Raw genomic sequence first — 25,037 nt, 5'->3', positions numbered from 1 at the left:
GATAATTATTAATCTTTTGAAATCATTTCACGGGCATTATTTATGACGGATTCTGTCGGATTGTGCCCGCCGATCATTTGTGCAATTTCCATTACACGTTCGTCAACAGATAATTTTTTTATCTTACTAACTGTTTTTGCAGAGGAATGATCTTTATAAACAAAATAGTGTGCTTTGCCGCTGCTGGCAATCTGGTGCAAATGCGTGATGGCAATAATCTGATGATTATCAGACATTTTAATCATCATTTTTCCCATTTTTTTGGCTATTTCTCCGGAAACACCTGTATCAATTTCATCGAAAATAATGGTAGGAAGTTTTCGCCTGTCTGCCAGAATATACTTGATCACCATCATCAAACGAGAAAATTCACCACCCGAAGCTACCTGTCTCAATTCCTGCAATGGCGTACCTTTATTACCACTGAACAGAAAAGCGATGGAGTCGATACCGTCGTTTGTTGGTTGAATTTCTATGATTTTTATTGATAAAGCAGCATTAGGAATACCTAATTCTATCAGTCGTTCAATAATTAATTTCTCAATGGTTTTGACGACTTTCTGGCGTTCTTTGGACAAATTAGCCGCACTTTTCAGCATGACTTCTTCTGTCTTTTCTGCTTTTTGTTTTGCTTTTAGTAAAGCTTCATCAAGATTTAAAACAGTACCAACTTTATTTTCCAGTTCTTCCTGAATTTTAAGAAGTTCACTAACCGTGGTTGTATGATGCTTTTTTTGTAAGGTATAAATAAGATCCAGACGTTCATGAACAAGCTGGCTTCTGCCTGCGTCGATTTCTACGGAAGAACTTACTCCGTCAATTTCATCAGCTAAATCACGCAGTTCAATCAGGCAACTCTGAGCCCTTTCTCTCAAGGAATCATAAGCCGGTACGAGACGGCTTGCCTGGGAAATTGCAGTGACAGTGTTTTTGAGATAATCCAGAATCGAACCATCTGGATTGTCAAGATATGAGTAGGCTAATTGCAACTTTTCACGGATTTCAACAGCATTTTCAAGTATCGTTAACTCTTGTTCCAGCTGAGTTTGTTCATCGCCACGCAAGTCTGCATTGGCTAATTCCTGGTGTAAAAACTGGTCATAGTCAAAAGCTTTTCGCATTTGAACCGCTTCTTTCTGCAAAGAATCATATGCTTTTGCAGCTTCCCTGTAAGCCTGGAAATGTTTACGGTAAGCGTGAAGCAGACCATAATTTTCGGCATAAGTATCCACTACCTGCAATTGAAATTCATTGCTTCCCAGTAAAATCGAATCGTGCTGTGAATGTATGTCAAGAAGCTGACTGCTGATTCTTTTCAGCGTATCCAGGTTAACCGGCGTGTCATTAATGAAGGCGCGTGATTTTCCTGCGACGGAAATTTCTCTCCGCACAATACATTCCTGAGCAAAATCAAGATTTTCTTCTTCGAAATTCGGAGCCAGGTCATAGCCTGATAAATCAAAACTGCCTTCAATGATACACTTTTCAGCCGGATCATAAAGAGATTTCACATCGGCACGATTGCCAAGTAAAAGACCAATCGCGCCAAGCATAATGGATTTACCTGCGCCCGTTTCTCCTGTAATAATATTTAATCCCGGATCAGGCGACATTTCCAGTTGCTTGATCAGGGCGTAATTTTTAATAAGTAAATTTGAGAGCATGCCTTTGTAAGCAGATTGTCAAAGTGGGTGAGAACAAGACCGAATAGATTCGAAATAGTTCGTCTTTGACACGAATATAGTTATGTTATCAACAAATAGGAAACGGAAGTAGTTCTTGAACGTTTTTTTAATGTAGTGACACCCATGGCAAAGATAAAAATTGCAATGGAACCGTATTTACTTCTGGTTCTTTTGATCATAAACTACTTCAAACAAATCCCGGATGGCTAGCCTATGCGTATGCTGGCGGGTATCCAATATGGTCAGATGCTCATTTGTAACGGAAATTAATTTCCCAAAATAGGTATTTCCAGTTTGCAATATCGCATTAAGATTGAGTCCTGCAAGGTTTGTTAATTCGGATGCTATATTTTTTGAAGCAATTCGAATCAGGCGTTTACTCATGCTTATCGATTTTGATATGAAATAATAATGGCTGTATTACTGCGAAAGTTTTTGATAAAGCTGTGTTTTAGACGGATCCAAACTCACGAGTATTGTTTGTGCGGTTTTGCGTTCTTCCGGATTTGCTTCTTTTAAAATACTGTATATTTCATCAGATTTGGAATCGAAAAATGAATTTACAACAACACTTCCTGGCCTGAGCTGGGCAACCGTTTTGATAGAAGTAAGCAACTCCATTGTTTTTGTTCGCGTTTGAGCAGGATTTTCGGTTGCGACATCAAGCCCCTGACGATAATAGGCATATAATCCTTCACGAAAAGGAATAAACTGCTGGCTCATCAAATTTTCGATCAGCCAATATCTGTTTCTTGAATCAGCACTTTTACGGGTATCCCAGCCTCTCCCGGGAGACGAAGCGTTGGAAGCCAGATTCGCCAAATTGAATGCTTTTTGCATATAGGGAGAGCCGCCCAGTTTACTGAAAGAATCAAAATCAAAAATCAATGCGGTATAGGCATAGAAAGCCAGAATGAAAGGCAGTTCGTCCGTATAGCTGTTTTCGTTAAAATATAACTGAGCAGTAGGCAAATAATTGAAAGTGAAACTTCTGTCAACATAATTGAAAAGTACAGTTTCATAACTGGAATTAAAAACCGGGCGCGCAATAACTAATTGTGCGGTTCCTTCATAAGCACCTTGAGTCACTGACCTCGTCAGATTGATGTTCAGTTTGCATTTTATTTTTTCATCTTTTTTAAATGTTTCTCTTGTCCAGCTGGTATTATTTAAAAAATCGCTGATATAACTCTGAAGCTTTGTCATGGACGCAGGATCTGTTTTTTGCTGCGCTACGAGCTGGTCATAATTAAGACTAACAGTAAATTGAAGTTCCTGAGCATAGGTACGTCCTGAAAAAATACCCGTTGTAAAACAAAAAAGAAATAATAACCTTTTCATACTTCGCTCCATTTATTCAGAATAATATTTAAAATGTCTTGTGCCACTTCCTGTTTTGATTTTAATGGAAAACTAAGAACGTTTTCTGATTTATCAATAACGGTAATTTTGTTGGTATCGTGTGCAAATCCTGATCCCGCATCGTTTAAGGAATTCAAAATAATATAGTCGAAATTTTTGCGTCGTAATTTGTCCAGAGCATAATCCATTTCATGCTCGGTTTCCAATGCAAATCCGATCAGGAGCTGGCCGTTTCTTTTTTGTTTTCCAAGAGTTTCGGCTATATCGGTGGTTTTGATCAATTCAAGTTTCATCTCCTCCCCTTGTTTTTTTATCTTTTGATCTGCAACAGATAGGGGAGTATAATCGGCCACAGCTGCGGAAAAAATGACAAGATCAAACTGAGAAAAATATTTTTGAGTTGCTTCAAACATCTCTTTGGCAGTTCCAACTTTTGTAATTGACACGCCATTAGGAACGGGTAAATTGGTTGGGCCGCTGATTAATCTTACTTTTGCTCCCGCATCTGAAAACGCTTTGGCGATAGCATATCCCATTTTTCCCGAAGATCGGTTGCTGATGTAACGAACCGGATCTATGGGTTCGGCTGTCGGGCCAGCTGTGATGAGTACATTTTTGGTTTTAGCAACCGGACTTGCTGCAAAATGACTGACGATACGAGAAAGGATCTTTTCAGGTTCTGCCAATCGCCCTTCTCCAACCAAACCGCTTGCGAGCTCACCAAATTCTGCTTCAATTAATTTATTTCCATAGCTCAAAAGAGTCTCAATATTTTTTTGTGTCGACGGATGACGATACATATCTACGTCCATTGCCGGTGCGAAAAATACCGGGCAGCGGGCAGAAAGATATGTGGCTGTTAATAGATCATCACAATTTCCAGTAGCACATTTGGCAAGAGTTCGCGCTGTTGCGGGAGCAATAATCATCATATCGGCCCATAAGCCTAGTTCGACGTGATTATTCCAGGTGCCGTTTTCTGATTGGGTGAAAGTCGTAAATACGGGACGTTTTGAAAGTGTACCAAGTGTAAGGGGAGTAATAAACTGATGTGCGGAATCTGTCATGATTACCTGTACATCTGCTCCTTCTTTTACAAGTAATCTTACCAGTAAAACTGATTTATACGCAGCAATGCTGCCAGAAACACCAAGCAATATTTTTTTGCCTTTTAAATCCAACCTGTTAAATGCAAAAGCACGTTTATGTTAAGTACAATAGGAGAGTAGTTTTTTGACAAACATAAAAACCAGTCGTACAAACAAAATTAATGTTTACGACTGGTTTTATTATCAGAAAAATAAATCTTATTCTTCGGTAGTATCTCTATAACTGTGATACGTTTTTCCATCAATAAATTCATCGATAGCCATACTGCCAGCCTTTGGCATACGTTCGTAGAATTTAGAGATTTCTATTTGCTCACGGTTTTCAAAAACTTCTTCCAGATTGTCAACGCCGGATGCAAACTCAGCAAGCTTGTTATTGAGTTCCTCTTTCATTTTACTTGATATCTGACGAGCTCTTTTAGAGATTATTGATACCGACTCATATAAATTCCCCGTTACGTCAGCTATTTTGTCCGTGTCGCGGGTAATGATGGATGGATTCGTTGCCATGCTTACTTTGATGATATAGTTTGAAAATCTTTATATAGAACCGGTAAACCGGTTGTTTTAGTTCTGTTTTTGTTCAGGAGCCGTTGAAGCTGTAACTTTGGTTGGCTTCGAACCTGAGTCTGGCTGAACTTCCAGTAATTTCTGGCGTTCTTTTTCTGCTGCGGCAATGATTCCAAGTTCCTTTATGCTGTTATCATACATTTTCTCAGCATCTCGAAGATATTTTCCCGTCGGGTATTTGTCGACAAGCTCTTTATAATATTTTACAACATCTGTATACCGGTCTTTTTGCTTCTGGTTAAGACTGTTTGTTGCCAGATTATACTGCGATTCCACTTTAAGGTAAGATAATTCTTCATTATATTGAGAATCCGGAAAATCTTTGCGGAAATTATCAATTGAAATAACGGCCGCTTTGAGAGACATCATATTGAACTCACTAATTTTGTAATACAATTTCGCCTTGTCATATGCTTTCAATTCCAATTTTTGACGAAGTTCAAGGATGTATCGTGTACATTCGTCACGGAATGTGCTCTGAGGATATGCGTTTACAAAATCCTGCATTGCTGAAATAGCGGTAAATGTACTAGCCTGGTCAAGATTGTGCGGAGCAGAATCTTTATACAACGAAAACGCATGCATATATAATGCTTCCTGAGCGAAATCGCTTCTGGCATACGTATCGTAAAACTTTTTGAATAGGAACTGACTTGTATTATACTGGCCTTGCTGATACTGGGTATAGGCATAATAAAACTGCGCTAATTCAGATTCGTTACTCCCTTTAAGTAAGGGAATAAGTTCTTCAAATAGAAGTCCCGCACGGTAAAAGTCGCCCTTCTTATAATAAGTCATGGCGGCGTCATACTTTTGTTGGTCTGTGCCAGTCTTCTGTAATCTCGAAAATTTACTACAGGAAGTAATGAAAAGTACGGCAAAAATAAGCAAGAAGTAACTTGCAAAATTGTTTTTTAGCATAATAGCTGCAAAGATAATAAAAAAGCTACAACATCCTTAACGAATGTGTAGCCGATTATAGTATTGTTAATTCTATTGCTGATGGCGAACAAGCATTTTTTTTGTTGCAACCTTTTTTCCTTCCAGTGCCAGTTGATAAAAATATAAGCCTGTGGACATTTCGCGGGTATTTATACGAAGTTTGTTATCATTTTTTACAAGTGGATATTCAGCCATTTGCGACCCAAGTACATTGTAAACAATTAATTTGGCGTCTCTTAAATCAGCAGAAATTGTATAGTCAACCTCGGCGTATTCACTGGCCGGATTGGGGTATACATTTGATACTGTAATTTTGTCACTTGTATATAATTGTTCTTCTGCACGTGTTGATGATTCAATTCCGGGAGATCGCCTTTCAACATTTTTTTCAACAACTTCGGTTGTAGATACAGCCGTACTTTCAACAGACGCGGTGTTTGAAAATAAAAGTGTCCTGTAAAAATTATTCAGTGCCATAGGCTTCTGAACGGAAAGCGGTTTATAATTAAGCACCTCAGGGACATGAGAAAATTTCAATTGTCCGGTTGTTAAGGTTTTCTTTTTCGGAGACATGTTTAGCCTGCTACCGTTAGCGGTAGATTGTGCCTGAATTCCGGTCCAGGCAAATAAAATGCATATAGTAAGACAGAGTATAGTTCTTTTCATAGCTGTAAAACAGAATACTTTTAATAACTTCTTTCACGCTCATTAAAAAGTACATTACAAAAATATAGAGAAAAAATTGGAACTTCAAAATATATTGTTTGACTGGGCACTTTTATTTTTCAATTTAAAATAATCGTGCCTGAAATTGGCTAGTTAGCTTATATTAAATTATTCGAGCCATAATGTTTGTAATTTCGTTGGCTTGTCCGTGATTCGCCAGTTAAAACCGTCTAATTGCCTTTCTGCGGGCTTAATTTGCCGTGGCGGAATTAACTTTCCATCTGGTTTTGTGATAAAAGCAATCCTGTTTACACGGTTGTCCACGAAAAGAAGGTTCATTTTTCCACACTCCACTCGATTCAAGCCTATCATTTTTTCTTTATCGTCAATTGCATAGTAGGCACTTTCGCCATTGCCATCTACTAAAACCTGTTTTAACTTACTTTCAGCAGCAAAATAAGCATTGATCGTTCGCCCTTTTACCTGATTAAACTGTGAAACCAGGGTATCTTCTGTAATGACAAATGCTTTACTTCTCAATAACATCCGGTGTATCGCATTATTGACAAGAAAAGCACTAATGGTATCACCTTCCATTTGATAATGCTGGCTACTCCACAGAATTGGTTTTTTGAAAAACAAAATTGTGGAATCGGCTGTGTTATAACTTATTGAATCACACTTTCCCTGAAAATCTGATTTATATATATAGACGTTTTTCTCACCTACGAGCCTTCGTGTGCTGTCCCTTTTGTTTTCAAAAGAATACAAAGTATCAGCTCGTATGTACAATGTATCATTCTGAACCACATTCCTTACGTAGGCATGGCCGTATATTTTCGAAAAACCCTCTGCCTTGCGGTAAAAACCATGGTCTCCATTCAGAATTGTATTATCTTTTTTGGCTACCATGACAACATTTCCTTTGCCCTGACCATTATTTTTTTGCCCTTCAACAAAAAGCGAATCTGCTGTTAGTGTGTAAGTATCGTTATCAACGGTGGTCCTTGTCTGGAAGACAGATTCCCCGGTTAAGGAATTATATTGCCCTTTTTTACTAAACAGCGTCCCGTCTTTATTCACAATTTTACTTGGGCCATTGAAATAAGACCATTTTGTGACGGAATTATAAAGTAAAGTATCGGTCGTGAGTGTATATTTTTTATTGACCAGTTTTACTTTTTTATAATACCTGAATTCTTTCGTATTCGTATTATAAATCCCCTCATTACTGGTAAGGACGTTTTCTACATCCACGGTGCGTCCCGGAACTTTGTAGTATGCAATGCCGTTTGCCATGTCATACTCAATTTTACGGGTGGTCAGCGTACTTTTTCTATCTTTCAAAACGGCCTTACGGCCGCTTACGATTGCATACCTTGTGTTACCAAAATAATGAAGGGTATCGCCTGTTACTGTGATTGTGTCACCCTGAACAATCCTGACATTTCCGTAGGCTTCAATGATATTGGTACTAACATTTTGTATGGCAAGATCACTATACATCAACGCACCTTTGTGTTTGAAAACCCCATTCGTTACACGGCGGCTATCTACTCCGTTTTCACTGATCAGTTCAAGTTCATCAGATTTCAAAAGTTCCACAATATCAGATTGTTGCCCGGTTTTTGGCTGGGGTGAAACCTGCTGCGCCATTACATAAGGCGAAGCAAATAATATAGCAAAGAACGCCAATCTTATTATCTGATCTTTGATAGATATGACGCGTAAAAGTTTAAAAGGGTTGCAAACTTTTATAAATAATTTTTTCTTCATGTTGCTATGGTTTCTTTTACCTTTGAAACCGGTAATTGTACCTTTTTCATTGTGCTTGCGGTAAAAGATATCTGTTGATATTTTGCCAAAATTACACCAAATACATCTCTTCAGATCATGTTGGAGTCTTTTTTAACTTTTATTAACCAACAAAAGTTGGATATATCTGAGAAATCAACCCTTTTAACAGTGAGCGGAGGAGCGGATTCAATCGTTTTAGCTCATTTGTTTTACAGGGCTGGTTTTTCTGCTTCCATTGCGCATTGCAATTTTGGACTTAGAGATCAAGAATCGGATGAGGATGAATTATTTGTAAAAAAACTTGCTGAACAATATGCTTTTCCATTTTTTCGAACCCGGTTTGAGACGAAAAAATTTGCTGCTGAACAAAGGATTTCCACACAGATGGCCGCCAGGGAATTACGTTATGAATGGTTTGAAGAATTGAGAAAATCTCAAAATATAAATTTTATCGCCACAGCACATCACGCCAATGATGCTTTTGAAACGGTGCTGCTAAATTTAACAAGAGGAACCGGGCTCGCCGGGTTACATGGTATTTCGGTATTGAATCAACAGGTCATACGCCCTTTATTATTTGCTTCCAAAGAAAATATTTTGAGATATATCATTGATAATCATCTTACTTATCGGGAAGATAGCTCCAATTTAAGTGACAATTATAAACGGAATATGATACGGCATGAAGTCATTCCGGTTTTGAAGAAAATGAACCCATCTCTTGAAAAGACATTTGGTGTAACGTCCCAGCGACTCAGATCGGCGGATATATTGCTGAACCATTTCCTAAAAGACTGGCGAAATAGTGTTACCGAAAATGCCGGGGAAGGTTTGGTTATTTCTATAAAGGAGCTTTTAAATTCGCCAGAACCAACTTACAGGCTATGGTTCATATTACAGGATTTCGATTTTAGTTACACACAGGTACAGGAAATATTTTCGGCCGCCGAAGGAATATCCGGGAAAGTGTTTTATTCCTTGTCGCATCAGGTTTTGAAAGACAGATATTCTTTTGTAGTTTCAAAAAGAGAAAATTCTGTGGATGAGCATGAATTAATAATTGATCATCCGAAAGGAATATTTAAAACCGGCGGGTTAATTTTGGAAATAAGAAAAATTTTAAAAACAGAAGAACTCAATATTGATAAGAAAACACGTTCAGTCTTTTTCGATGCCAGTAAAATAATATTCCCTATAACAATCAGAAACTGGGTTAAAGGAGATACTTTTTGCCCATTTGGAATGAAGGGGAAAAGAAAAAAGGTTAGCGACTTATTAATAGATCTGAAAATAAATATAAATCAAAAGCAAAAAGTGAAAATTCTAAGTAATGGCAACGGGGATATTATGTGGGTGATTGGTTTGCGAACCGATGAAAAGTATAAGGTAACGGACATGAGCCAGGAAATTATTGAGATTGATATGAAGGAATAAGTCAGACTTATTAAATTTATAAATACGGCGTGTAACATTTTTATAATCGTATTATTTTTTTATTGGGCAGTAGCCTACCAAGAGCCTAAGAAAGAAGTAGTTATTGGTATGGATAAAAAAATTAGAAAATAAATTCGAATAATATTTTTAACCATCTATTGCAGGTGAAATAAATCTGTTTACCTTTGCACCACGTTTCGGATACGCTGAAACACACAGAGAGATGGCAGAGTGGTCGAATGCGGCGGTCTTGAAAACCGTTGTAGGGTAACCTACCGGGGGTTCGAATCCCTCTCTCTCTGCAGAATACAATATCAAAAATCATTAAAACCCTGTAAATTAATCGTTTACAGGGTTTTTTGTTTTTATTCATGTATCAAAACTTGCATAAATTCACAAAATTCAATCGCGTCATTCGTGGCGTCTTTAGTTCTGAAAAAAAGACGCGATCAAATGACTGTAACTAATTGACAGTAAAGATGTTTATCTGATTTACATCTTGATTTGCAGGCACGGCAGTTCGAACTTTGTTCATCTTAAAACGCTTGTATTATGCTGGAAAAAAGCTTCGGGATTTTCTTTTTCCTAAAGAAACCCAAAACAGAAAACACGGAGGGTATGCGCTATGTATACCTCAGACTGACCGTCGATGGTAGTTCCAAGGAAATATCAACCAAGAGACTCTGGCACCCACACAAATGGAATGCGGTGGCAGGTAAGGCTACGGGAAGTAAGGAAGAATCTAAATCACTTAATAATTTTTTAGAATCATTTACCGCGCTTGTATACAAAGCCAAACAGAAATTGATCGACGGGGGCCATGAGATATCGGCCGCCGCAATCAAGGATATTTTGACTGGTAACTGGATCGACAATAAAATGATAATTGAGCTTTTTCAGTTTCATAATGATCAGATGCGGGATCTAATCGGAAAGGAGTATGCTAAGGGGACGCATGAACGATATGAGACCAGTCTTCAGCACACGCGCTCCTTCATTCAGTGGAAATACCAGAAAAACGATATCTCCATCAAAGAACTGGATTATGAATTTATTGAGCAGTATTCATTTTGGTTCAGAACAGTCCAGAATTGTTGTAACAATACAACAGTAAAATATTTGGGGAATTTTAAAAAAATTGTCCTTGCATGTGTGAAGAAAAAGTGGCTGGTGTCAGATCCTTTCGTTGAGTTTAAATTTAAGAAAAATAAGGTAAAAAAAATGGCCTTATCCAGCGCGGAATTACGACGGGTTGAAGACAAAACTTTCACAATTGACCGAATTTCTCAGGTCAGGGACATTTTTCTTTTTAGTTGTTACACCGGTCTTGCCTATATTGATGCCAAGCAATTAAAATCCTCGGATATCGGTCCAGGTGTTGATGGTGAGCTCTGGATTTTATCCAGCCGCCAGAAAACAGATGGTGATACCAATATCCCGCTTCTTCCCAAAGCGCTAGAAATTCTCACCATTTACAAGCACCATCCCCAGTGCCAAAATTCTGGAGCATTGCTACCAATGCTGAGTAATCAGAAAATGAATAGCTATTTAAAGGAAATCGCTGATTTATGTGGTATTGATAAACCGTTGACTTACCACATTGCTCGTCACACGTTTGCCACCACAGTCACTCTTGTTAATAAGGTACCCATTGAAACTGTGTCGAAAATGCTTGGACATGCCTCAATTAAGCAAACCCAGGATTATGCCAAAATCGTCGAAGAAAAAATTAGCGAGGATATGAAGGCCCTTAAAACACGACTCCAGGAAGCATCCTAACTTTTAAAAGGGTGCTTCTATGTTGAAAAACAAGTCCAGGATTAAATTTATGCCTTTCTTTTTGAATTTTGGCAAAAGGTTTTTAATCTCCTGTTAAAATGTGTTAACCTGAAAAGTTATCTCATTTTAACAGGACCCTTAAATTCTATAAACCACACTTCTCTTAGTGTGGGAGAATTCGGATACACGGACCACTGGATTCCGCGGTAGAATGACCACTTGGAGAAATCGTTTAACCCTATTATATTTCTTTATTAATCAATCATTTGTAATTACTGCTGATGCGTTAAGTTGAAATCGTTAAATATGCTCGTCACTCAATTAATTTTATTTGGTCATGGTTATGCAGAAGAACCAATTTTCAAACTTGTAAAGGTTTTTAAAAGGAAAAGCTGACGAAAAACACATTTTATTCTGTTGGTAATCTCGCCTTAATAGCAGAGAAATTTATGTTAAAAGAAATCAAAAAACGTAAATTTCATTCTAAATAGTTCATTTTCAATTAATTACAGAAATATCCAAAAAGTTAACGCATGACTAGTAACACCAAATAATAAGTCGACAGAGCAAAAACCTATCAAAACTTGTGGTGCCTCCAAAAGTATTACACTTTCTGGGGGCACTTTTATGAAAACTTAATTCCGATTGCAAAATCGAGACTAGCCTATTTTTTATTTTAGTTTTATGAGCAGTTGTATATTTTTCAACCGGAAGTTTCTTGTCCGCCCATATCTCTCTATGAATTGGTTCATCTGCCTCATTATGTCGATTGTGACAACCAGACAGGGATTATTTCTGATACTCGTAGTTATATCTTATTGGCTCCTCCCTCTTCTGGCTTTTGCTGATCGTCCGTATAAATCCCGCCTTTTTGCATGCAATTATTATCAGGTTTGTTGTACTATTGCGTTTTGTGATGCAATAGGAATTGATACAGTAAATAGTTGAATACTTAGGTTGATTAGTATAGACCTGTCAGATTCTATATTAGAATACCGAAGTAATTCGTGCATAAAGATAATCCCACTTAAATATCAAAGAATGAGCAATAAAAAGGGTTTTACTTCCACCATTCTGCATTCGGACAGAAATTTAAAACCGGAATTTGGAGCTTTACATCAACCAGTTCATACTTCTGTCACCTGGGGCTATGAAGATGTCAAAGGTCTTTTGGATGTATTTCAAAACAAAGCTGGTGGTTTCGCTTATTCAAGACAGGGAAACCCAACGGTTATCGCACTGGAGCATAAGATAACCCAGATGGAACAAGGGATGGCAACCGTAGCATTCTCTACTGGTATGGCAGCAATTACTTCGGTAATGCTTGCTTTAGTAAAAGCGGGTGATCATATCATTGCCAGTAAATTCTTGTTTGGTAATACACGTAATATTTTACACACATTCAGTGACATGGGAGTCGAAATTTCTTATGTTGATGCAACCTCGGTTGAGAATGTAGAGGCAGTTTACAAGGAAAATACCAGGATTGTTTTTGTTGAAACTATTGCTAATCCTGGAACGCAGATTGCTGATCTTGAACGGATAGGATCATTTAGTAGAGAGAAGTCTATTTTATATATCGTTGATAATACCATGAGTTCTCCTTATCTGTTCAGGCCGGTATTGGTAGGTGCTGGTTTGGTTATTAACTCTTTGACAAAATACATAGGTGGACATGGAGATGCTCTGGGGGGCAGCGTCACAGACACCGGGCTTTTTCGTTGGTCTGACTATGCAAACATAACAGAAACTATGCGTCTACAAATCAAACCGGAATTGCTCGGAATCACACAGATAAGAAAAAGGGGACTTAGAGACGGAGGTGGAACTTTATCACCTGAAGCCGCTCACAGCATTTCTGTCGGATCGGAGACTATCGCATTGAGGCTGGATCGTATTTGTAGTAACGCAATGCGGGTTGCCTTATTTCTTCAAAGTTTATCGGGGGTAAAAGAAGTAAACTATCCAGGCTTGGTCGGTCATCCCGAACATACTTTAGCCTCGAAGTTATTCAAAAGCTACGGGGGGCTGATGAGTTTTGTTTTGGAAGAAGGTATTGATAGCATCACATTTTTGAACAAATTACAACTTATTATCAAATCCAGTAATTTAGGTGAGAACAGAACGCTGGCTATTCCAGTGGCCCAAACAATTTTTCATGAATTGGGAGCGGCACGAAGGGCAGAAATGGGAATTGATGAATCTTTAATAAGACTATCAGTTGGAATTGAAGATATTCAGGATCTTCTTGACGACCTGGGACAAGCATTGGCATAAAAGGTTAGACCTAATAAAATAGGAAGTTTTATTTCCGCAGATTAGCTCAGTAGATAATCTTGAGATACTCAGAAATAACTTTAATTATATGAAATCCGATTTATCTAAGAACTCAATCTGTTTTTGGCACTGGACTTCCCGGTTTAGTATGAGCTCTAATCTTGGAGGCAAACAAATGTTACAAAGAAAAATTTGGACACGGCAATAAATCTGGCAATCTTATTCAAGATCATTAAATATAAGCCCGGACGAACTATCGCCGGGGCTTATAAACCAAATCTTAAAGTTGACGCTTACACCAGCTGAAGATTTCCTTCTTTAACCTGACTAACAAAATCATCAGAAGGTTTAAAATGAGGAATCACATGAGCAGGGACAATAATTGTTGTATTTTTAGAAATATTGCGGGCAGTCTTGGCTGCTCTTTTTTTATTTGTGAAACTTCCAAAACCGCGAAAATAAATGTTTTCGCCGCTGCTCATCGTATCCTTTATGGTCAGGAAAAATGATGCCAATGTTTTTTCAACGTCTTCTTTTTGAATTCCTGTTTTCTCAACAATTTTTTGAATGGTGTCCGCCTTTGTCATCTTCAATCTTACGTTTATTACCCGGCAAATGTAGCATCATCTGGTTTATAATAGAAAAATAGCGGGCTAATTTGCCTGGCCCCGATTAGCATTCAAGGCAAATTTTTCAAAATAAGCTTTAAAAACAGTTAAATTCGATTGACAGAGCGTGTCAAATTCAATCCTGCTGATGATCATCTGATAGTTAGCGTCTGGATACGTTGCGGAAGTAAAATGAATCAAAATTTTCTGATGATCATCCTGGTTAAAATCGTCTTTTTCATAATTTTCAATACCTAAAATATCAATTCCAGTAACCCTGATTATTAATTGCCGAATACTGGAAGTTTCAAAACCGCTATCATTCATTTTTTTGGCAATTTTCGTTGAGTATTATTTATTAGTGCAAAATAGTTTTTTTTCTCAATCTTATTTTCAATTAATAAAACCGGCTTGTATTTTCTCAGGGTCTGATGAAGGTATACTAATATATAGTTCTATTTGAGAAGTTAAAAGATGTTTGTATTGCTCTAGGAAAAAGGCATCGATCAATCAATTACAAAATTTTTCATTTATTATCCTTTTAACCTTAACCTGATGGTGCATAGTGACTGGGCTCAGTTGGGAAGCATATTTATCTGAGAGGTGATTTATTTAATTAAATCGCACAAGTTAAATTCCCGGATAGATTCCTGCATTTGGATAATCGCCTTTAATTCCCCCTTATCAAAAGTCAGTTCAATACTGATTTCTTCGAGAGCGTCAAGCGGAGCATGCATCTTTACATTCGCTTCAATATTTCTGTGATAATGATTCAAAACTTTACTTTTCCAGTCTGCATCGCGGAAGGTATTTAAAAAAAGAAAGTACCTGGGATCATCGATTAACTTTGTGATCTTCTCTATTTCAGCTCGTAGATCAAGCATGCGACCTTGTTTCGCATCCAGCGTCTGTGCATGTGTTAGTGATGGCTTCTGCTGCTGATAGGGTGTGACCATAAATCCTTTGCTGGCCGCGACACCCGGCCAATTAAAGCGCTGAACCACCAGGAAATAGCTGCGTTTTCGTAGCGGGTCTTTTAGAAGCGGCAAGTTCAAAAGCTCAAATGGATTATAGGGAACTGAAATAACTGGGGCGGGCTAAATAGTAAAATCAAATTTTAGAAAAAAAACTAGCGGTTGTTTTTCGTTTTTAAACCAGTAATACAGTTGTGTTAAGGATAGTCCTGTTATTATTTAAAGTTTCGGCCCGAAGGAAATATCTCAGTCTGCACTGCCTTTCGGACCTGGGTTTTGCGGTTTATAGCCTGAGACGCATACTCGTCTTTCTCGTCTGCCCGTGATAGGGTCTGCACAGGTGGATCGGCTTTGGTCTGGTTCATTTCCCGAAGCAGATAGGACATATCATAACACCTGCGGACAATCACGTGGGTAACTTCTCCTTCTCTTTGCAGTTTACCTTCAACCATCAAAAGTTTTGCACGAAGGATCTCTTTTCGGTAGGTTTCAAAAAGATTTTTAAAAACAACCAGATTGGCAAAACCCGTTTCATCTTCAATGGTTATAAAACAGACCCCACCGGCCGTGCCCGGCCGCTGCCGGACGAGCACGAGTCCTGCTACCCGGATAATCATCCCGTCATTGTAATGCGGTAGGTTCCCGGTAGCGACGGCACGCTCCGCTGACAGTCTTTCGCGTACAAAGCTTACCGGGTGCGCTTTTAAAGAAAGAGAGGTAGAGGCGTAGTCCTGCACTACGTGCTCTGAGGCGCTCATCTGTGGAAGCTGCACGGCCGGCTCAAATTCGCTTTGCGATTTTTGCCCTTCAAAAAGTCCAACGGGTCTGTCTGCTAATGCAGATGCCTCCCACATCGCTTTTCTTCGGTCCATGCCCATCGAGCGGAAAGCATCCGCATCGGCAAGTTTTTCAAGCGTAGCCTGCGCAACACCTGCATCTCTGATCTGGTGAATGGATTGATAGGGCTTGCTCCGGCAGGCAAGCAGCGTCCAAACCTCATCTTCCCGAAGGCCTCTGATCTGGCGAAAACCAAGACGAAGAGCGTAGTATTTCCCGGATTTTTCTTCGAGAATATTATCCCACTGGGATAAGTTAACATCCACAGGCCTGATTTGAACCGCGTGTTTTTGGGCATCAATCACAATCTGGGCAGGCTGGTAAAACCCCATCGGCATGCTGTTTAGGAGCGCTGCTGCAAAGATTTCGGGGTAGTAGCATTTAATCCAGCTCGATACATAAACCAGCAGAGCAAAACTGGCCGCGTGGCTTTCTGGAAATCCGTAGCTTCCAAAGCCTTCAAGCTGCTTGAATATGCGCCGTGCGTACTCTGGACTATACCCTTTTTTAGTCATTCCATCCATCAGCTTTTTCTCATACTGCGCCACAAGTCCTTTGGCTTTGAAGGTCGCCATGCTGCGGCGCAGCCCGTCTGCTTCTGCCGGCGTAAAGCCTGCGGCCACGATGGCGATTTTCATAGCCTGCTCCTGAAAAAGCGGCACGCCCAGGGTTCTTCCCAAGATATCTTCCAGCTCTTTGGAGGGGTACTCGATGGCTTCCTCGCCGTTTCGGCGGCGAAGATACGGGTGCACCATATCTCCCTGGATGGGTCCGGGGCGAACGATTGCCACTTCAATGACCAGATCATAAAAACATTTGGGCCGTAGTCTGGGCAGCATCGACTGCTGCGCGCGGCTTTCGATTTGAAATACCCCGACCGTGTCGGCATGGCTGATCATGTCATAGACTACTGAATCATCCTGAGGGATATTGGCTAGAGTCAGATCCAGATCATAATGTTTTTTTGCCAGATCAAAGGCCTTGCGGATGCAGGTCAGCATACCCAGGGCAAGCACATCAATTTTTAAAAAGCCCAGCGCATCAATATCATCCTTGTTCCATTCAATGTTGGTTCGGTCGGGCATGCGCGCATTAATGATCGGGCAAAGATCCGTGATCTTTCCCTGCGTGATTACAAAGCCGCCCGTATGCTGGCCAAGCTGCCGTGGGAACCCCATGAACTGGGCAGTCAGATCCAGCACTTTTCTTAAATGCGGATCATCCGGGTTAAACCCGTGCTCGCTGATCTTTTTTCCATCGAACCACTCATCGGTGAACTCCCAGATCGAGCCCGATAGCCGGTTGATGGCATCAACCGACATGCCCATCGCTTTGGCCACATCGCGGATTGCACCTTTCTGGTGCAGCTGTGTAACAGTCGCCACAATGGCTGAGCGGTCACGGCCGTACTTACTGTAAATATACTGGATGACCTCCTCGCGTCTTTCGTGCTCAAAATCCACATCAATATCCGGCGGCTCATTTCGGGCCGAGGAAATAAAACGCTCAAAAAGAAGATCAAATTTGGTCGGATCTACCGAGGTAATGCCCAGACAAAAGCAGACGGTCGAGTTGGCCGCCGAACCACGCCCCTGACAAAGGATCTTTTGCTCTCGGGCAAAACGGACAATATCATATACCGTTAGAAAGTAGGCGGCATAATCCATTTCTTTAATGAAGCTCATTTCATGGTTGATCGAGGCGACAATCTTTTCAGGGATCTGTTCTCCGTAAAATTCTTTTGCCCCTTTCCAGGTAAGATATAGAAGCTCCTGCATCGGGCTTCTTCCTTCACTGGTAATTTCAACCGGGTACTCGTATTTTAACGAGTCCAAAGAAAACTGGCAGGCATGGCCAATTTGCTGAGTGCGGGCAACTGCATCGGGATAACGGCGAAACAACCGCTTCATTTCCTGGCTGGTCTTCAAGTGACGTTCCGCGTTCTGGTGCAGTAGGAACCTTGCGTTATAGATCGTGCATTTTTCCCGGATACAACTCATCACATCCTGAAGTTGTCTCCGGTCCGGGTGATGGTAATAGACATCATTGGTGGCGACCATAGGAATAGCAAGCCGCTGTGATAATTGGCTTAGACGGTGAAGTATTTTTGCGTCATCGCCCAGATAAGAGCGGCTTGTCCCGAGATACAAACTCTCACCCAGCGCTTTGCTGTAGTGGATTAGATTCAGCTCAAAGGAAGGATCCAGCTCGAAACGTTCGTTCAAACTATTTGGCGGCAGCACAATGAAAAGCATCCCTTCTGCGTGCGCATATACATCGGCCCTGTACAGGTCACATTTTCCCTTTTCAGTCCGAAGATTGCCCAGAGAGAGAAGACCGCAAAGTCTGGCGTAGGCGTCTTTATTGACCGGGTAAGCCAGAAGACTTGGGCCGTCTAAAAGATTGAGACGGCAGCCTACAATGAGCCTGATATTTTTAAGCTTGGCTGCCGCATGCGCGCGCACGATACCAGCCATCGTGTTGTGATCGGTGATGGCAACAGCCTCAAAGCCAAGCTCGGCTGCCTGCTCGACAAGCTCTTCAGGATGCGATCCGCCTCGTAGAAAACTGAAATTTGAGGTTACCTGTAATTCAATGTAGCCCATAACGTCCAAGTGTTTATCATGAAAAAAATCCGTGTATAAACCAATCCGGGTTATGCTCACCGTAATGACCCAGTCGGAAGATCCAGAAGCGGGCACCGCTTTGATCCTCCACGCAGTAGTAATCACGGTGAAGTCCTTCCTGAATCCACCATTCCTGCTCAATACGCTCAGGCCCGTCTGCTTTTTTAATATGATGAACTTCCCCTTGATAGCGGAAAAGCATCGGCGGATAATCCGGAATGGGCGCGGCCACCTGAATCAGTTCAGGGGTTGGTAGCAGACTCACAGGTCTTGGCCGGTCGGTTCTCCAGCGACTCTGGGGTTTGTCGGCTAGTGAAACAGCAGCTTTAATCGAGCGCTCTGGCCAGTAATGCTCATCGGGCAGATACCGATGAACGATATCCATACCGCCGCGTCCGGTAAGCCGGTCAAGCAATTCTGAGATCTGGGTCAGATCACTAGATCCTGAAATATTCCAAAGCGTTTCCTGCTGGGCATCAAGCTGCTCACACACGGGTGCTTCTAATATAAAAAGCTCAAAGCCCAGATCAGGGCGAAGGTTTGAGATTTTAAGCTGGAAAAGTTTAAACAGGTGCTCAGTGTTGCAAGAGGCACTGTTGGTGCCGATTTCAATCATCTGCTGACCACCATCCATTTTAAAGCCTTTGAAAACTGCTTTTCTTAGCCCTTTGTTTTCTTTGGCAAGCCGGGCGCAGAGTGCTTCCAGTAATTTTCTAAGGGCGATTTCAATGCCCGGTGCTGTTCGAATAGGCTCCAAACAGGGCAGGCGCTCCTGGTAAGGCTCGATCGGGCAGACCGGATCGATATTTTCCTGCATCACACCAAGCGCCTGATCGATCCTGATTAATAGCTGCTGACCGAAGCGGCGGCGAAGTACTGAGCGGGGCATGTCTATAAAGCTTCCGATCTGGTAGAATCCAAGCTTATTCATCCGGTCAAGAACGGTCTGTTCTAATCTGAGCGCGGAAGGCGGCAGTGGGGCTAATGCCTGTTTTTGGGTGTGGGGCTCAATCACAGGCGTGATTTTTCCATACCGGCAAATGGCCCAGGCTGTGCCGATCGTATCTGCGGCGGCAGCCCGCACGTCATAACCCGAACCGCGCAGGCGGCTTGTGATGTCTTTCAAATAAGCCCTTTCGCTTCCCCAAAGATGCGCGCAGCCTGTAATATCAACAATCAGACTATCAGGCATGTCTACTGCCACGACCGGCGAATACCGGAGAGTCCATTCTGCCAGTCCGTTTAGTAGTTTTGCTGCCAGTTCCGGGCGGTCTTCAAACACCTGTAAACCGGGCTGCACAGCGCGGGCATCGGCCAGGACCATGCCTGTAAAAATCCCTAACTTCTGTGCATCGGCACTAGAGGCTGTAATGACCATTCTTCCACGCTGCGGCGATGCCAGAACGAAAGCTGTATCCTTTTGCTGGGGATGACGGATGACCCACCGGTCGGTGAGAAGATGTCTAAACCAGATTGAAACATAGCGCCTGTGCATATTACCCGGTTTTTAATAGATCCTTATCCAGTACCGATTGAGCCTGTTTTTCTACCTGATCAAAGGTGCCCGATGTCCACTGGATTTGCCACTGCCCGCTCTGGCCGTTGCGCACTTTCAAAAGCTGCACGTCCCAGCGGAAGAAGCCCATCCCGGGCATGTCCTGCTCCAAAAAACTGGCAACAGGTGTTATTTTCCATCTTGCTGAGCAGGCGGTATTTCCAAGGGTCCTTGGATTGATGCGGTGAAGAAGCCCCGTAACCCGGCTATGTTCTACGGCAAGCTGAAGGCGCCGGGAGGCTGTCAAATCCAGGTCTTTAATTTCTGCGATAACCGCAGACAGCGCCTGGCATTTAAGGGCTTCTTCGGTCATCCAAAGAAGATCCTTCTCACTTTTTACATCAATAAAAATAACGCGGTCGGGGTCGATACCGAAAAATTTCAGGGCCGGTGGAAAAAGGGTTCTTTTTTGACTGATCCAAAGAGACAAACCACCTCCCTGCATCAGTTTCCCTAACACTCCGGCCATAAATCCGGTGGTGGCCGCAGCATCCGTAGGGGAACTGCTGACGAGCTCATGAACAGCCCCGGTCGGAAAAACCCGGTTCGGGAAACATTCCTCAACGGGTCCCAGCCCAAAATTGACATGCTTGCCCTGGGTAGGAGCGGTGAACCCCTGCAAAGAGAATATCTGCTTTTGCAGGGAGTCAAAAATGTCGTTTTTAAAGGCTATCTGTTTCATAACTGATATATTTAATTTACATTTGATACGATTTGTATCAATGTGATGATTGTAATGATAACAAACTAAAAATGAATAGTCAAAAAATATTTTTCGGAAGCAACATCAAGTTCCTCAGGGAAAGGCGCAAAATGAACCAGGAATCATTGGCGGAAAAGCTGTCTTTAACGCGCTCGAAGCTTAATGCCCTGGAGAACGGGCATACTAAAGCACCGCAGCCGGATGATTACCTGCGCTACTCGGATTTTTTTAAAATCAGTGTCGATAGTCTGCTGCGGGTGAACCTGGCAAAACTCTCTGAGCTCAAACTTCGCGAGCTTGAAGCGGGAAATGATGTGTACATGACAGGAAGCAACATCCGGATTCTTGCCATCACATTGAATGAGCAGAACAAGGAAAATGTTGAGTACGTACCTGTAAAGGCCAAAGCGGGTTACCGCAGTGGTTACAGTGATCCTGAATACCTTGCAAAACTGCCACGGTATAATTTGCCCAATCTACCAAAATCAGGAACATTCCGTATGTTTCCCACCGTGGGTGACTCGATGCTTCCGATTCCCGAGAAAAGTGATATGATAACAGAGTACGTACAGGATTGGAAAAGTCTGAAACCCGGTACGCTCTGCATTGTTATTTTAAAAGGGGAACAGGATTTTGTTTTTAAGCAGGTGACTATTAACCAGGATGCAAGTGTGCTTCTGCGCTCGTTGAATCCTGTGTATGAACCTTACAGTGTTGAAGCAGAGGAGATTATTGAAATCTGGAAATATCGCAGCTTTCATAGTCAGGCGCTTCCCAATAGTTCAACAAATCAGGACCAGATTATGAAGGTGCTTTTAGATTTGCAGCAGCAAGTGAATCAAATCAAGGAGTCCGTTCAGTAATTAATTATACTTATTGTCATGATGTCGGAATGATTCTGTATCAAGAGTTCTTTCGTGCTTTTTTCGTTTTTCTGTGATCTTAATTAATTTGCCCTTTAAACACTACTTTGAAATATGCCGGTACCTTTGAAATGTCTTTACTTTTTTGAAAATAATAAAATGTTTATTTTCGAAGTCCGCCGTATGGATTTGGGACAAAATGCGGATAAATCCGCGCTTTACAGGTGGTTAAGAGTTGATAAAGATACGCTGAAAGTTACACCCCTTACTTTTGTGTCCATGAATTCGAGTGGGATTTTTGATGAAAGATTTTTCAAGCAGGGCTATCTTTCCTTTGATTCTCAAAAAGCTGTTTTTATCGCTGAATCAAGCTCGGTTCAACATATTCTTGACATTAATTGGCCTGATGATTTACCGGATTTTTTAGAAGTAGCTGTTCATTCATTTCTTACGAAATTGAGAAAAGAGGCGCAAATTGAGCCACCCTCGGAGGAGTAAACTGAGCCACTCCCGGAGGAACAAACTGAGCCACTTTTGAGAGGTGTGATTGGGTAGCTGTAATTGCTGAAGTTTGTGTGGTACTGACCTGAAACATAGCGGTCGTTGCCAGATAAACGATGGCCAACCAGCGAATCCAAATGTTCCAAGTCAAACGTATCATTGAACTGCGGGCTTCTAAAAAGAGCAACCGCTTTATTGCCAGGATCCTGGGGATCTCCCGCAATACACTTGATAGCTACCTGAAACAGTTATCGAGCCACAATTCAGACCTGTCAAGCTTTTCATCCTGGACAGAAGAGCAACTGAATCAGTTGCTTAATCCGCCATCAATAGAAGTTCCGGCATCTCACCGTGTACTTTATGCTCTGTTTCCTGACTACCCTAAGGAACTTGCCCGGGTAGGTGTAAGCCGGATGACATTGTGGACAGAATATTGCTTAAAGCACCCGGCAGGGCTTGGGTATCGTCACTTCTGCCACCACTTCCGCCTGTGGCAGGCTTCCCAAAAAGTTACGATGCATCTTGAACACAAGGCCGGCGATAAACTCTTTGTAGATTTTGCAGGTGATAAACTTTATCTGACTGACATCGAAACAGGCCAGCTGATACCAGTGGAGTTTTTTGTGGCCATACTGCCTTGTTCTCAGTTTACCTACGCTCAATGTGTATCGAGTCAGCGAAAAGAGGATTTTATCCTGGCCCTGAGTAATGCACTTGCGTATTACGGTGGTGTTCCCCAAGCTATTGTCCCGGATAATCTAAAAGCAGCCGTCACCAAAGCAGATCGTTACGAACCTGAGATTAACCAAACCCTTGCTGATTTTGCCTCTCATTACGGTACTTGTATTTTTCCCGCCCGCAGCCGAAAACCAAAAGATAAGGCCTTGGCGGAGAATGCAGTCAATATTCTGTATGGACGTATTTATGCGCCGTTACGTAACCGTATTTTCCATTCCCTTGAAGAAATCAATGCTGCCGTTCGAGATCTGTTGGAGATTCATAATGATGCTCAACAAAAGGGAAAAGAAAGTTCGCGCCGTGAGCGGTTTATTGAGCTTGAACAAGGTGCTTTAATGCCGCTGCCTTCACAGCATTATCAACTAAAAAAGTTCTCTTTATCCAAAGTCCACCCCAACGGACATGCTACGCTGAAGGAAGATAAACATTATTATTCTGTCCCATACCGGTTGACCGGCAAGCAAGTAAAATTGATTTATACACATGAATCTGTCGAGATCTACCATAACCATCAACGGGTTGCATGTCACGAAAGACTGATTACCAAAGGCCGTTATACCACCGCGCGGCGGCCGCTTTAAAAGAACATTTACATCCCAGCCATCAATGGATCAATAGCTGGTCGCCGATCTTTTTTGAAGAGCAGGCAGATAAAATTGGACCTAATACCCGCCTGGCTATTGATGAGATCCTACGACTCAGGATTTACCCGGAACAGGCTTATCGTTCCTGTGTTGGCGTGTTGAGCCTTGCTAAACGTTACACCGCTCAGCGACTGGAAGATGCTTGCGAAAGAGCTTTATACTATAAACATATCTCGGTAACGCTGATCAAATCCATTCTGGACCGTGAACTGGATCGTATTCAGTTAATAGATGAAGAAATCACTGTTACTGATCCGGATGGAGCCCCGCGTCCCATTATTCCGCTTCATGATAATATTAGAGGGGCTGAATCTTACCAGTAAACAGCCAAATAAAAAATAAATGATTACTCAGTATTAATCCGTATAAATAATTAATAATCAAACGAATAAAAAAATGAACAACCAGGCAACCCTTGACCAGATGCGTCAATTATCCCTTTCCGGGATGGCTCAGGCTTTTGAAACGATCATCAGCTTACCGGCCGACAAACAGCTCACCAGTGATCAATTGGTCGCGCATCTAATCCACGCCGAACAGGAGCACAGGCAACATCGAAAGATGCAAACCGCCATCAAGCAAGCCAAGTTCAGGTACCAATCTGCCGTGGAAGAGATTGAATACCAATCTGAAAGAAATCTGGATAAAAATCTGATGCTCCGCCTGGCTGATACAAGTTTTATTACCCGAAGTGAAAATGTCCTGATAACGGGCGCTACGGGCTGTGGAAAAAGTTTTATCGCCACGGCATTAGGGTACCAGGCCTGCCAAATGGGCCTACGGGTGGCCTATTTTTCTTTACCCAAACTATTGCAAAAACTTCATCTTGCGAAGGCCGATGGTTCATATGCCAAGGAATTAGCCAAGCTTGAAAGGATGCATTTACTGATCCTGGATGACTGGGGATTGCAACCTTTGGATAATCATGCTAAAATGGCCATCATGCAGATCATAGAAGACAGGCACGCTAAATCTGCGACCATTATTACTTCGCAGTTACCAATCAACAAATGGTATGATTACTTGGCGGAGTCAACGCTGGGTGACGCCATAATGGATCGAATCTTACAGCATGCCAATCGTATAGAATTGAAGGGGCAGTCGATGAGAGTTCGAATGAATATGCAACAAAACCAAGTTTAGTTTTTAATTTTGTAACGCTACTAACCTGAGTTCGATTTTAAAATAGAGTAATTTGATTTGTATTACTTGTTTCAAATTTGATGGCAGGCTTTTTGGGAAAGAAACAATAAGCAATCAACCCTGATATCAGGTTGGTTATAAAGTTGCCAAATGATCTATGCCTTGAATGCTCAACTTGGCACATATTCTTTAATTCATCGTTAATTGTTTCAATAACAGAGCG

General features: G+C 41.5%; 23 protein-coding genes and 1 tRNA gene. 9 read left to right on the top strand and 15 right to left on the bottom strand.

All coding sequences use genetic code 11. The features are described 5' to 3' along the window. Nucleotides 1-8 precede the first annotated feature (8 nt). The 8 genes from recN to FZF08_RS00080 all read right to left on the bottom strand — a co-directional run bounded on the left by recN (nucleotide 9) and on the right by FZF08_RS00080 (nucleotide 8,110). Nucleotides 9-1,664, bottom strand: a complete 1,656-nt coding sequence (gene recN, locus FZF08_RS00115; RefSeq protein ID WP_159466605.1) for a DNA repair protein RecN — start codon at nucleotides 1,662-1,664, stop codon at nucleotides 9-11. A 177-nt stretch (nucleotides 1,665-1,841) separates the two neighbouring features. Further along, a complete protein-coding gene (locus FZF08_RS00110; RefSeq protein ID WP_159466604.1) occupies nucleotides 1,842-2,069 on the bottom strand; it encodes a hypothetical protein in 228 nt (75 codons plus the stop codon). A 36-nt stretch (nucleotides 2,070-2,105) separates the two neighbouring features. Continuing rightward, entirely contained in the window at nucleotides 2,106-3,026 is a 921-nt protein-coding gene (locus tag FZF08_RS00105; RefSeq protein ID WP_229216359.1) for a DUF4835 family protein, read from the bottom strand. Next, nucleotides 3,023-4,228 carry a bifunctional phosphopantothenoylcysteine decarboxylase/phosphopantothenate--cysteine ligase CoaBC gene (coaBC, locus tag FZF08_RS00100; protein WP_159466602.1) on the bottom strand — a complete coding sequence of 402 codons (1,206 nt, stop codon included), beginning with the start codon at nucleotides 4,226-4,228 and terminating at the stop codon, nucleotides 3,023-3,025. The genes FZF08_RS00105 and coaBC overlap by 4 nt, the downstream gene beginning before the upstream one ends. Before the next feature lie 126 nt (nucleotides 4,229-4,354). Beyond that, the gene (locus FZF08_RS00095) at nucleotides 4,355-4,666 is read right to left on the bottom strand and encodes a DNA-directed RNA polymerase subunit omega (protein WP_137339414.1); all 312 of its coding nucleotides are present in this window, start codon (nucleotides 4,664-4,666) and stop codon (nucleotides 4,355-4,357) included. Between the two features lie 57 nt (nucleotides 4,667-4,723). Continuing rightward, nucleotides 4,724-5,647 (bottom strand): outer membrane protein assembly factor BamD, encoded by a 924-nt coding sequence (locus FZF08_RS00090; RefSeq protein WP_159466601.1) that lies wholly within the window; start codon nucleotides 5,645-5,647, stop codon nucleotides 4,724-4,726. A gap of 72 nt (nucleotides 5,648-5,719) precedes the next feature. Next, entirely contained in the window at nucleotides 5,720-6,241 is a 522-nt protein-coding gene (locus FZF08_RS00085) for a T9SS type A sorting domain-containing protein (protein WP_229216358.1), read from the bottom strand. A 261-nt stretch (nucleotides 6,242-6,502) separates the two neighbouring features. Next, a complete protein-coding gene (locus tag FZF08_RS00080) occupies nucleotides 6,503-8,110 on the bottom strand; it encodes an OstA-like protein (RefSeq protein WP_159466599.1) in 1,608 nt (535 codons plus the stop codon). 117 nt (nucleotides 8,111-8,227) lie between these two features. On the opposite strand from FZF08_RS00080, the gene tilS reads away from it, so the two are divergent. The 4 genes from tilS to FZF08_RS00060 all read left to right on the top strand — a co-directional run bounded on the left by tilS (nucleotide 8,228) and on the right by FZF08_RS00060 (nucleotide 13,621). After that, nucleotides 8,228-9,565, top strand: coding sequence for a tRNA lysidine(34) synthetase TilS (gene tilS, locus FZF08_RS00075; protein WP_229216357.1), 1,338 nt, complete (start codon nucleotides 8,228-8,230; stop codon nucleotides 9,563-9,565). A gap of 217 nt (nucleotides 9,566-9,782) precedes the next feature. Beyond that, nucleotides 9,783-9,867, top strand: a tRNA-Ser gene (locus tag FZF08_RS00070). A gap of 250 nt (nucleotides 9,868-10,117) precedes the next feature. Next, complete coding sequence (locus FZF08_RS00065; RefSeq protein WP_159466597.1) at nucleotides 10,118-11,344, top strand: site-specific integrase; 1,227 nt, start codon at nucleotides 10,118-10,120, stop codon at nucleotides 11,342-11,344. Between the two features lie 1,041 nt (nucleotides 11,345-12,385). Beyond that, complete coding sequence (locus tag FZF08_RS00060; protein WP_159466596.1) at nucleotides 12,386-13,621, top strand: cystathionine gamma-synthase family protein; 1,236 nt, start codon at nucleotides 12,386-12,388, stop codon at nucleotides 13,619-13,621. Between the two features lie 293 nt (nucleotides 13,622-13,914). Here FZF08_RS00060 and FZF08_RS00055 read toward each other — a convergent pair whose 3' ends face one another. The 6 genes from FZF08_RS00055 to FZF08_RS00030 all read right to left on the bottom strand — a co-directional run bounded on the left by FZF08_RS00055 (nucleotide 13,915) and on the right by FZF08_RS00030 (nucleotide 20,904). Next, nucleotides 13,915-14,208, bottom strand: coding sequence for an HU family DNA-binding protein (locus FZF08_RS00055; protein WP_159466595.1), 294 nt, complete (start codon nucleotides 14,206-14,208; stop codon nucleotides 13,915-13,917). A 66-nt stretch (nucleotides 14,209-14,274) separates the two neighbouring features. After that, on the bottom strand, nucleotides 14,275-14,556 hold the full coding sequence (locus FZF08_RS00050) for a hypothetical protein (RefSeq protein ID WP_159466594.1): 282 nt from the start codon (nucleotides 14,554-14,556) through the stop codon (nucleotides 14,275-14,277). Nucleotides 14,557-14,837: 281 nt separating this feature from the next. After that, nucleotides 14,838-15,278 carry a hypothetical protein gene (locus FZF08_RS00045; protein WP_159466593.1) on the bottom strand — a complete coding sequence of 147 codons (441 nt, stop codon included), beginning with the start codon at nucleotides 15,276-15,278 and terminating at the stop codon, nucleotides 14,838-14,840. 140 nt (nucleotides 15,279-15,418) lie between these two features. After that, nucleotides 15,419-18,646, bottom strand: coding sequence for an error-prone DNA polymerase (locus tag FZF08_RS00040; RefSeq protein WP_159466592.1), 3,228 nt, complete (start codon nucleotides 18,644-18,646; stop codon nucleotides 15,419-15,421). Between the two features lie 16 nt (nucleotides 18,647-18,662). Next, a complete protein-coding gene (locus FZF08_RS00035; protein WP_159466591.1) occupies nucleotides 18,663-20,162 on the bottom strand; it encodes a DNA polymerase Y family protein in 1,500 nt (499 codons plus the stop codon). A gap of 1 nt (nucleotide 20,163) precedes the next feature. Next, a complete protein-coding gene (locus FZF08_RS00030) occupies nucleotides 20,164-20,904 on the bottom strand; it encodes an ImuA family protein (RefSeq protein WP_159466590.1) in 741 nt (246 codons plus the stop codon). A gap of 71 nt (nucleotides 20,905-20,975) precedes the next feature. Between FZF08_RS00030 and FZF08_RS00025 the strand changes: the two genes are divergently transcribed. The 5 genes from FZF08_RS00025 (at nucleotide 20,976) to istB (ending at nucleotide 24,814) form a co-directional block, all read left to right on the top strand. Continuing rightward, entirely contained in the window at nucleotides 20,976-21,788 is an 813-nt protein-coding gene (locus tag FZF08_RS00025) for a helix-turn-helix domain-containing protein (RefSeq protein ID WP_159466589.1), read from the top strand. 159 nt (nucleotides 21,789-21,947) lie between these two features. Continuing rightward, nucleotides 21,948-22,286, top strand: coding sequence for a hypothetical protein (locus FZF08_RS00020; protein WP_159466588.1), 339 nt, complete (start codon nucleotides 21,948-21,950; stop codon nucleotides 22,284-22,286). A gap of 119 nt (nucleotides 22,287-22,405) precedes the next feature. Continuing rightward, on the top strand, nucleotides 22,406-23,608 hold the full coding sequence (gene istA / locus FZF08_RS00015; RefSeq protein ID WP_229216356.1) for an IS21 family transposase: 1,203 nt from the start codon (nucleotides 22,406-22,408) through the stop codon (nucleotides 23,606-23,608). Beyond that, entirely contained in the window at nucleotides 23,551-23,994 is a 444-nt protein-coding gene (locus FZF08_RS31675) for a hypothetical protein (RefSeq protein WP_229216355.1), read from the top strand. Before istA ends, FZF08_RS31675 begins: the two co-directional genes overlap by 58 nt. Nucleotides 23,995-24,067: 73 nt before the next feature. Next, nucleotides 24,068-24,814 (top strand): IS21-like element helper ATPase IstB, encoded by a 747-nt coding sequence (gene istB / locus FZF08_RS00010; protein ID WP_159466587.1) that lies wholly within the window; start codon nucleotides 24,068-24,070, stop codon nucleotides 24,812-24,814. Nucleotides 24,815-24,851: 37 nt separating this feature from the next. On the opposite strand, the gene FZF08_RS00005 is transcribed toward istB, so the two are convergent. Then, a partial coding sequence (locus FZF08_RS00005; RefSeq protein ID WP_304487026.1) for a transposase occupies nucleotides 24,852-25,037 on the bottom strand: 186 nt, incomplete at its 5' end.

Source organism: Dyadobacter sp. 3J3 (assembly GCF_009801115.1).
Lineage (GTDB): Bacteria > Bacteroidota > Bacteroidia > Cytophagales > Spirosomataceae > Dyadobacter.
This window is presented reverse-complemented; position numbering and strand designations above follow the sequence as displayed.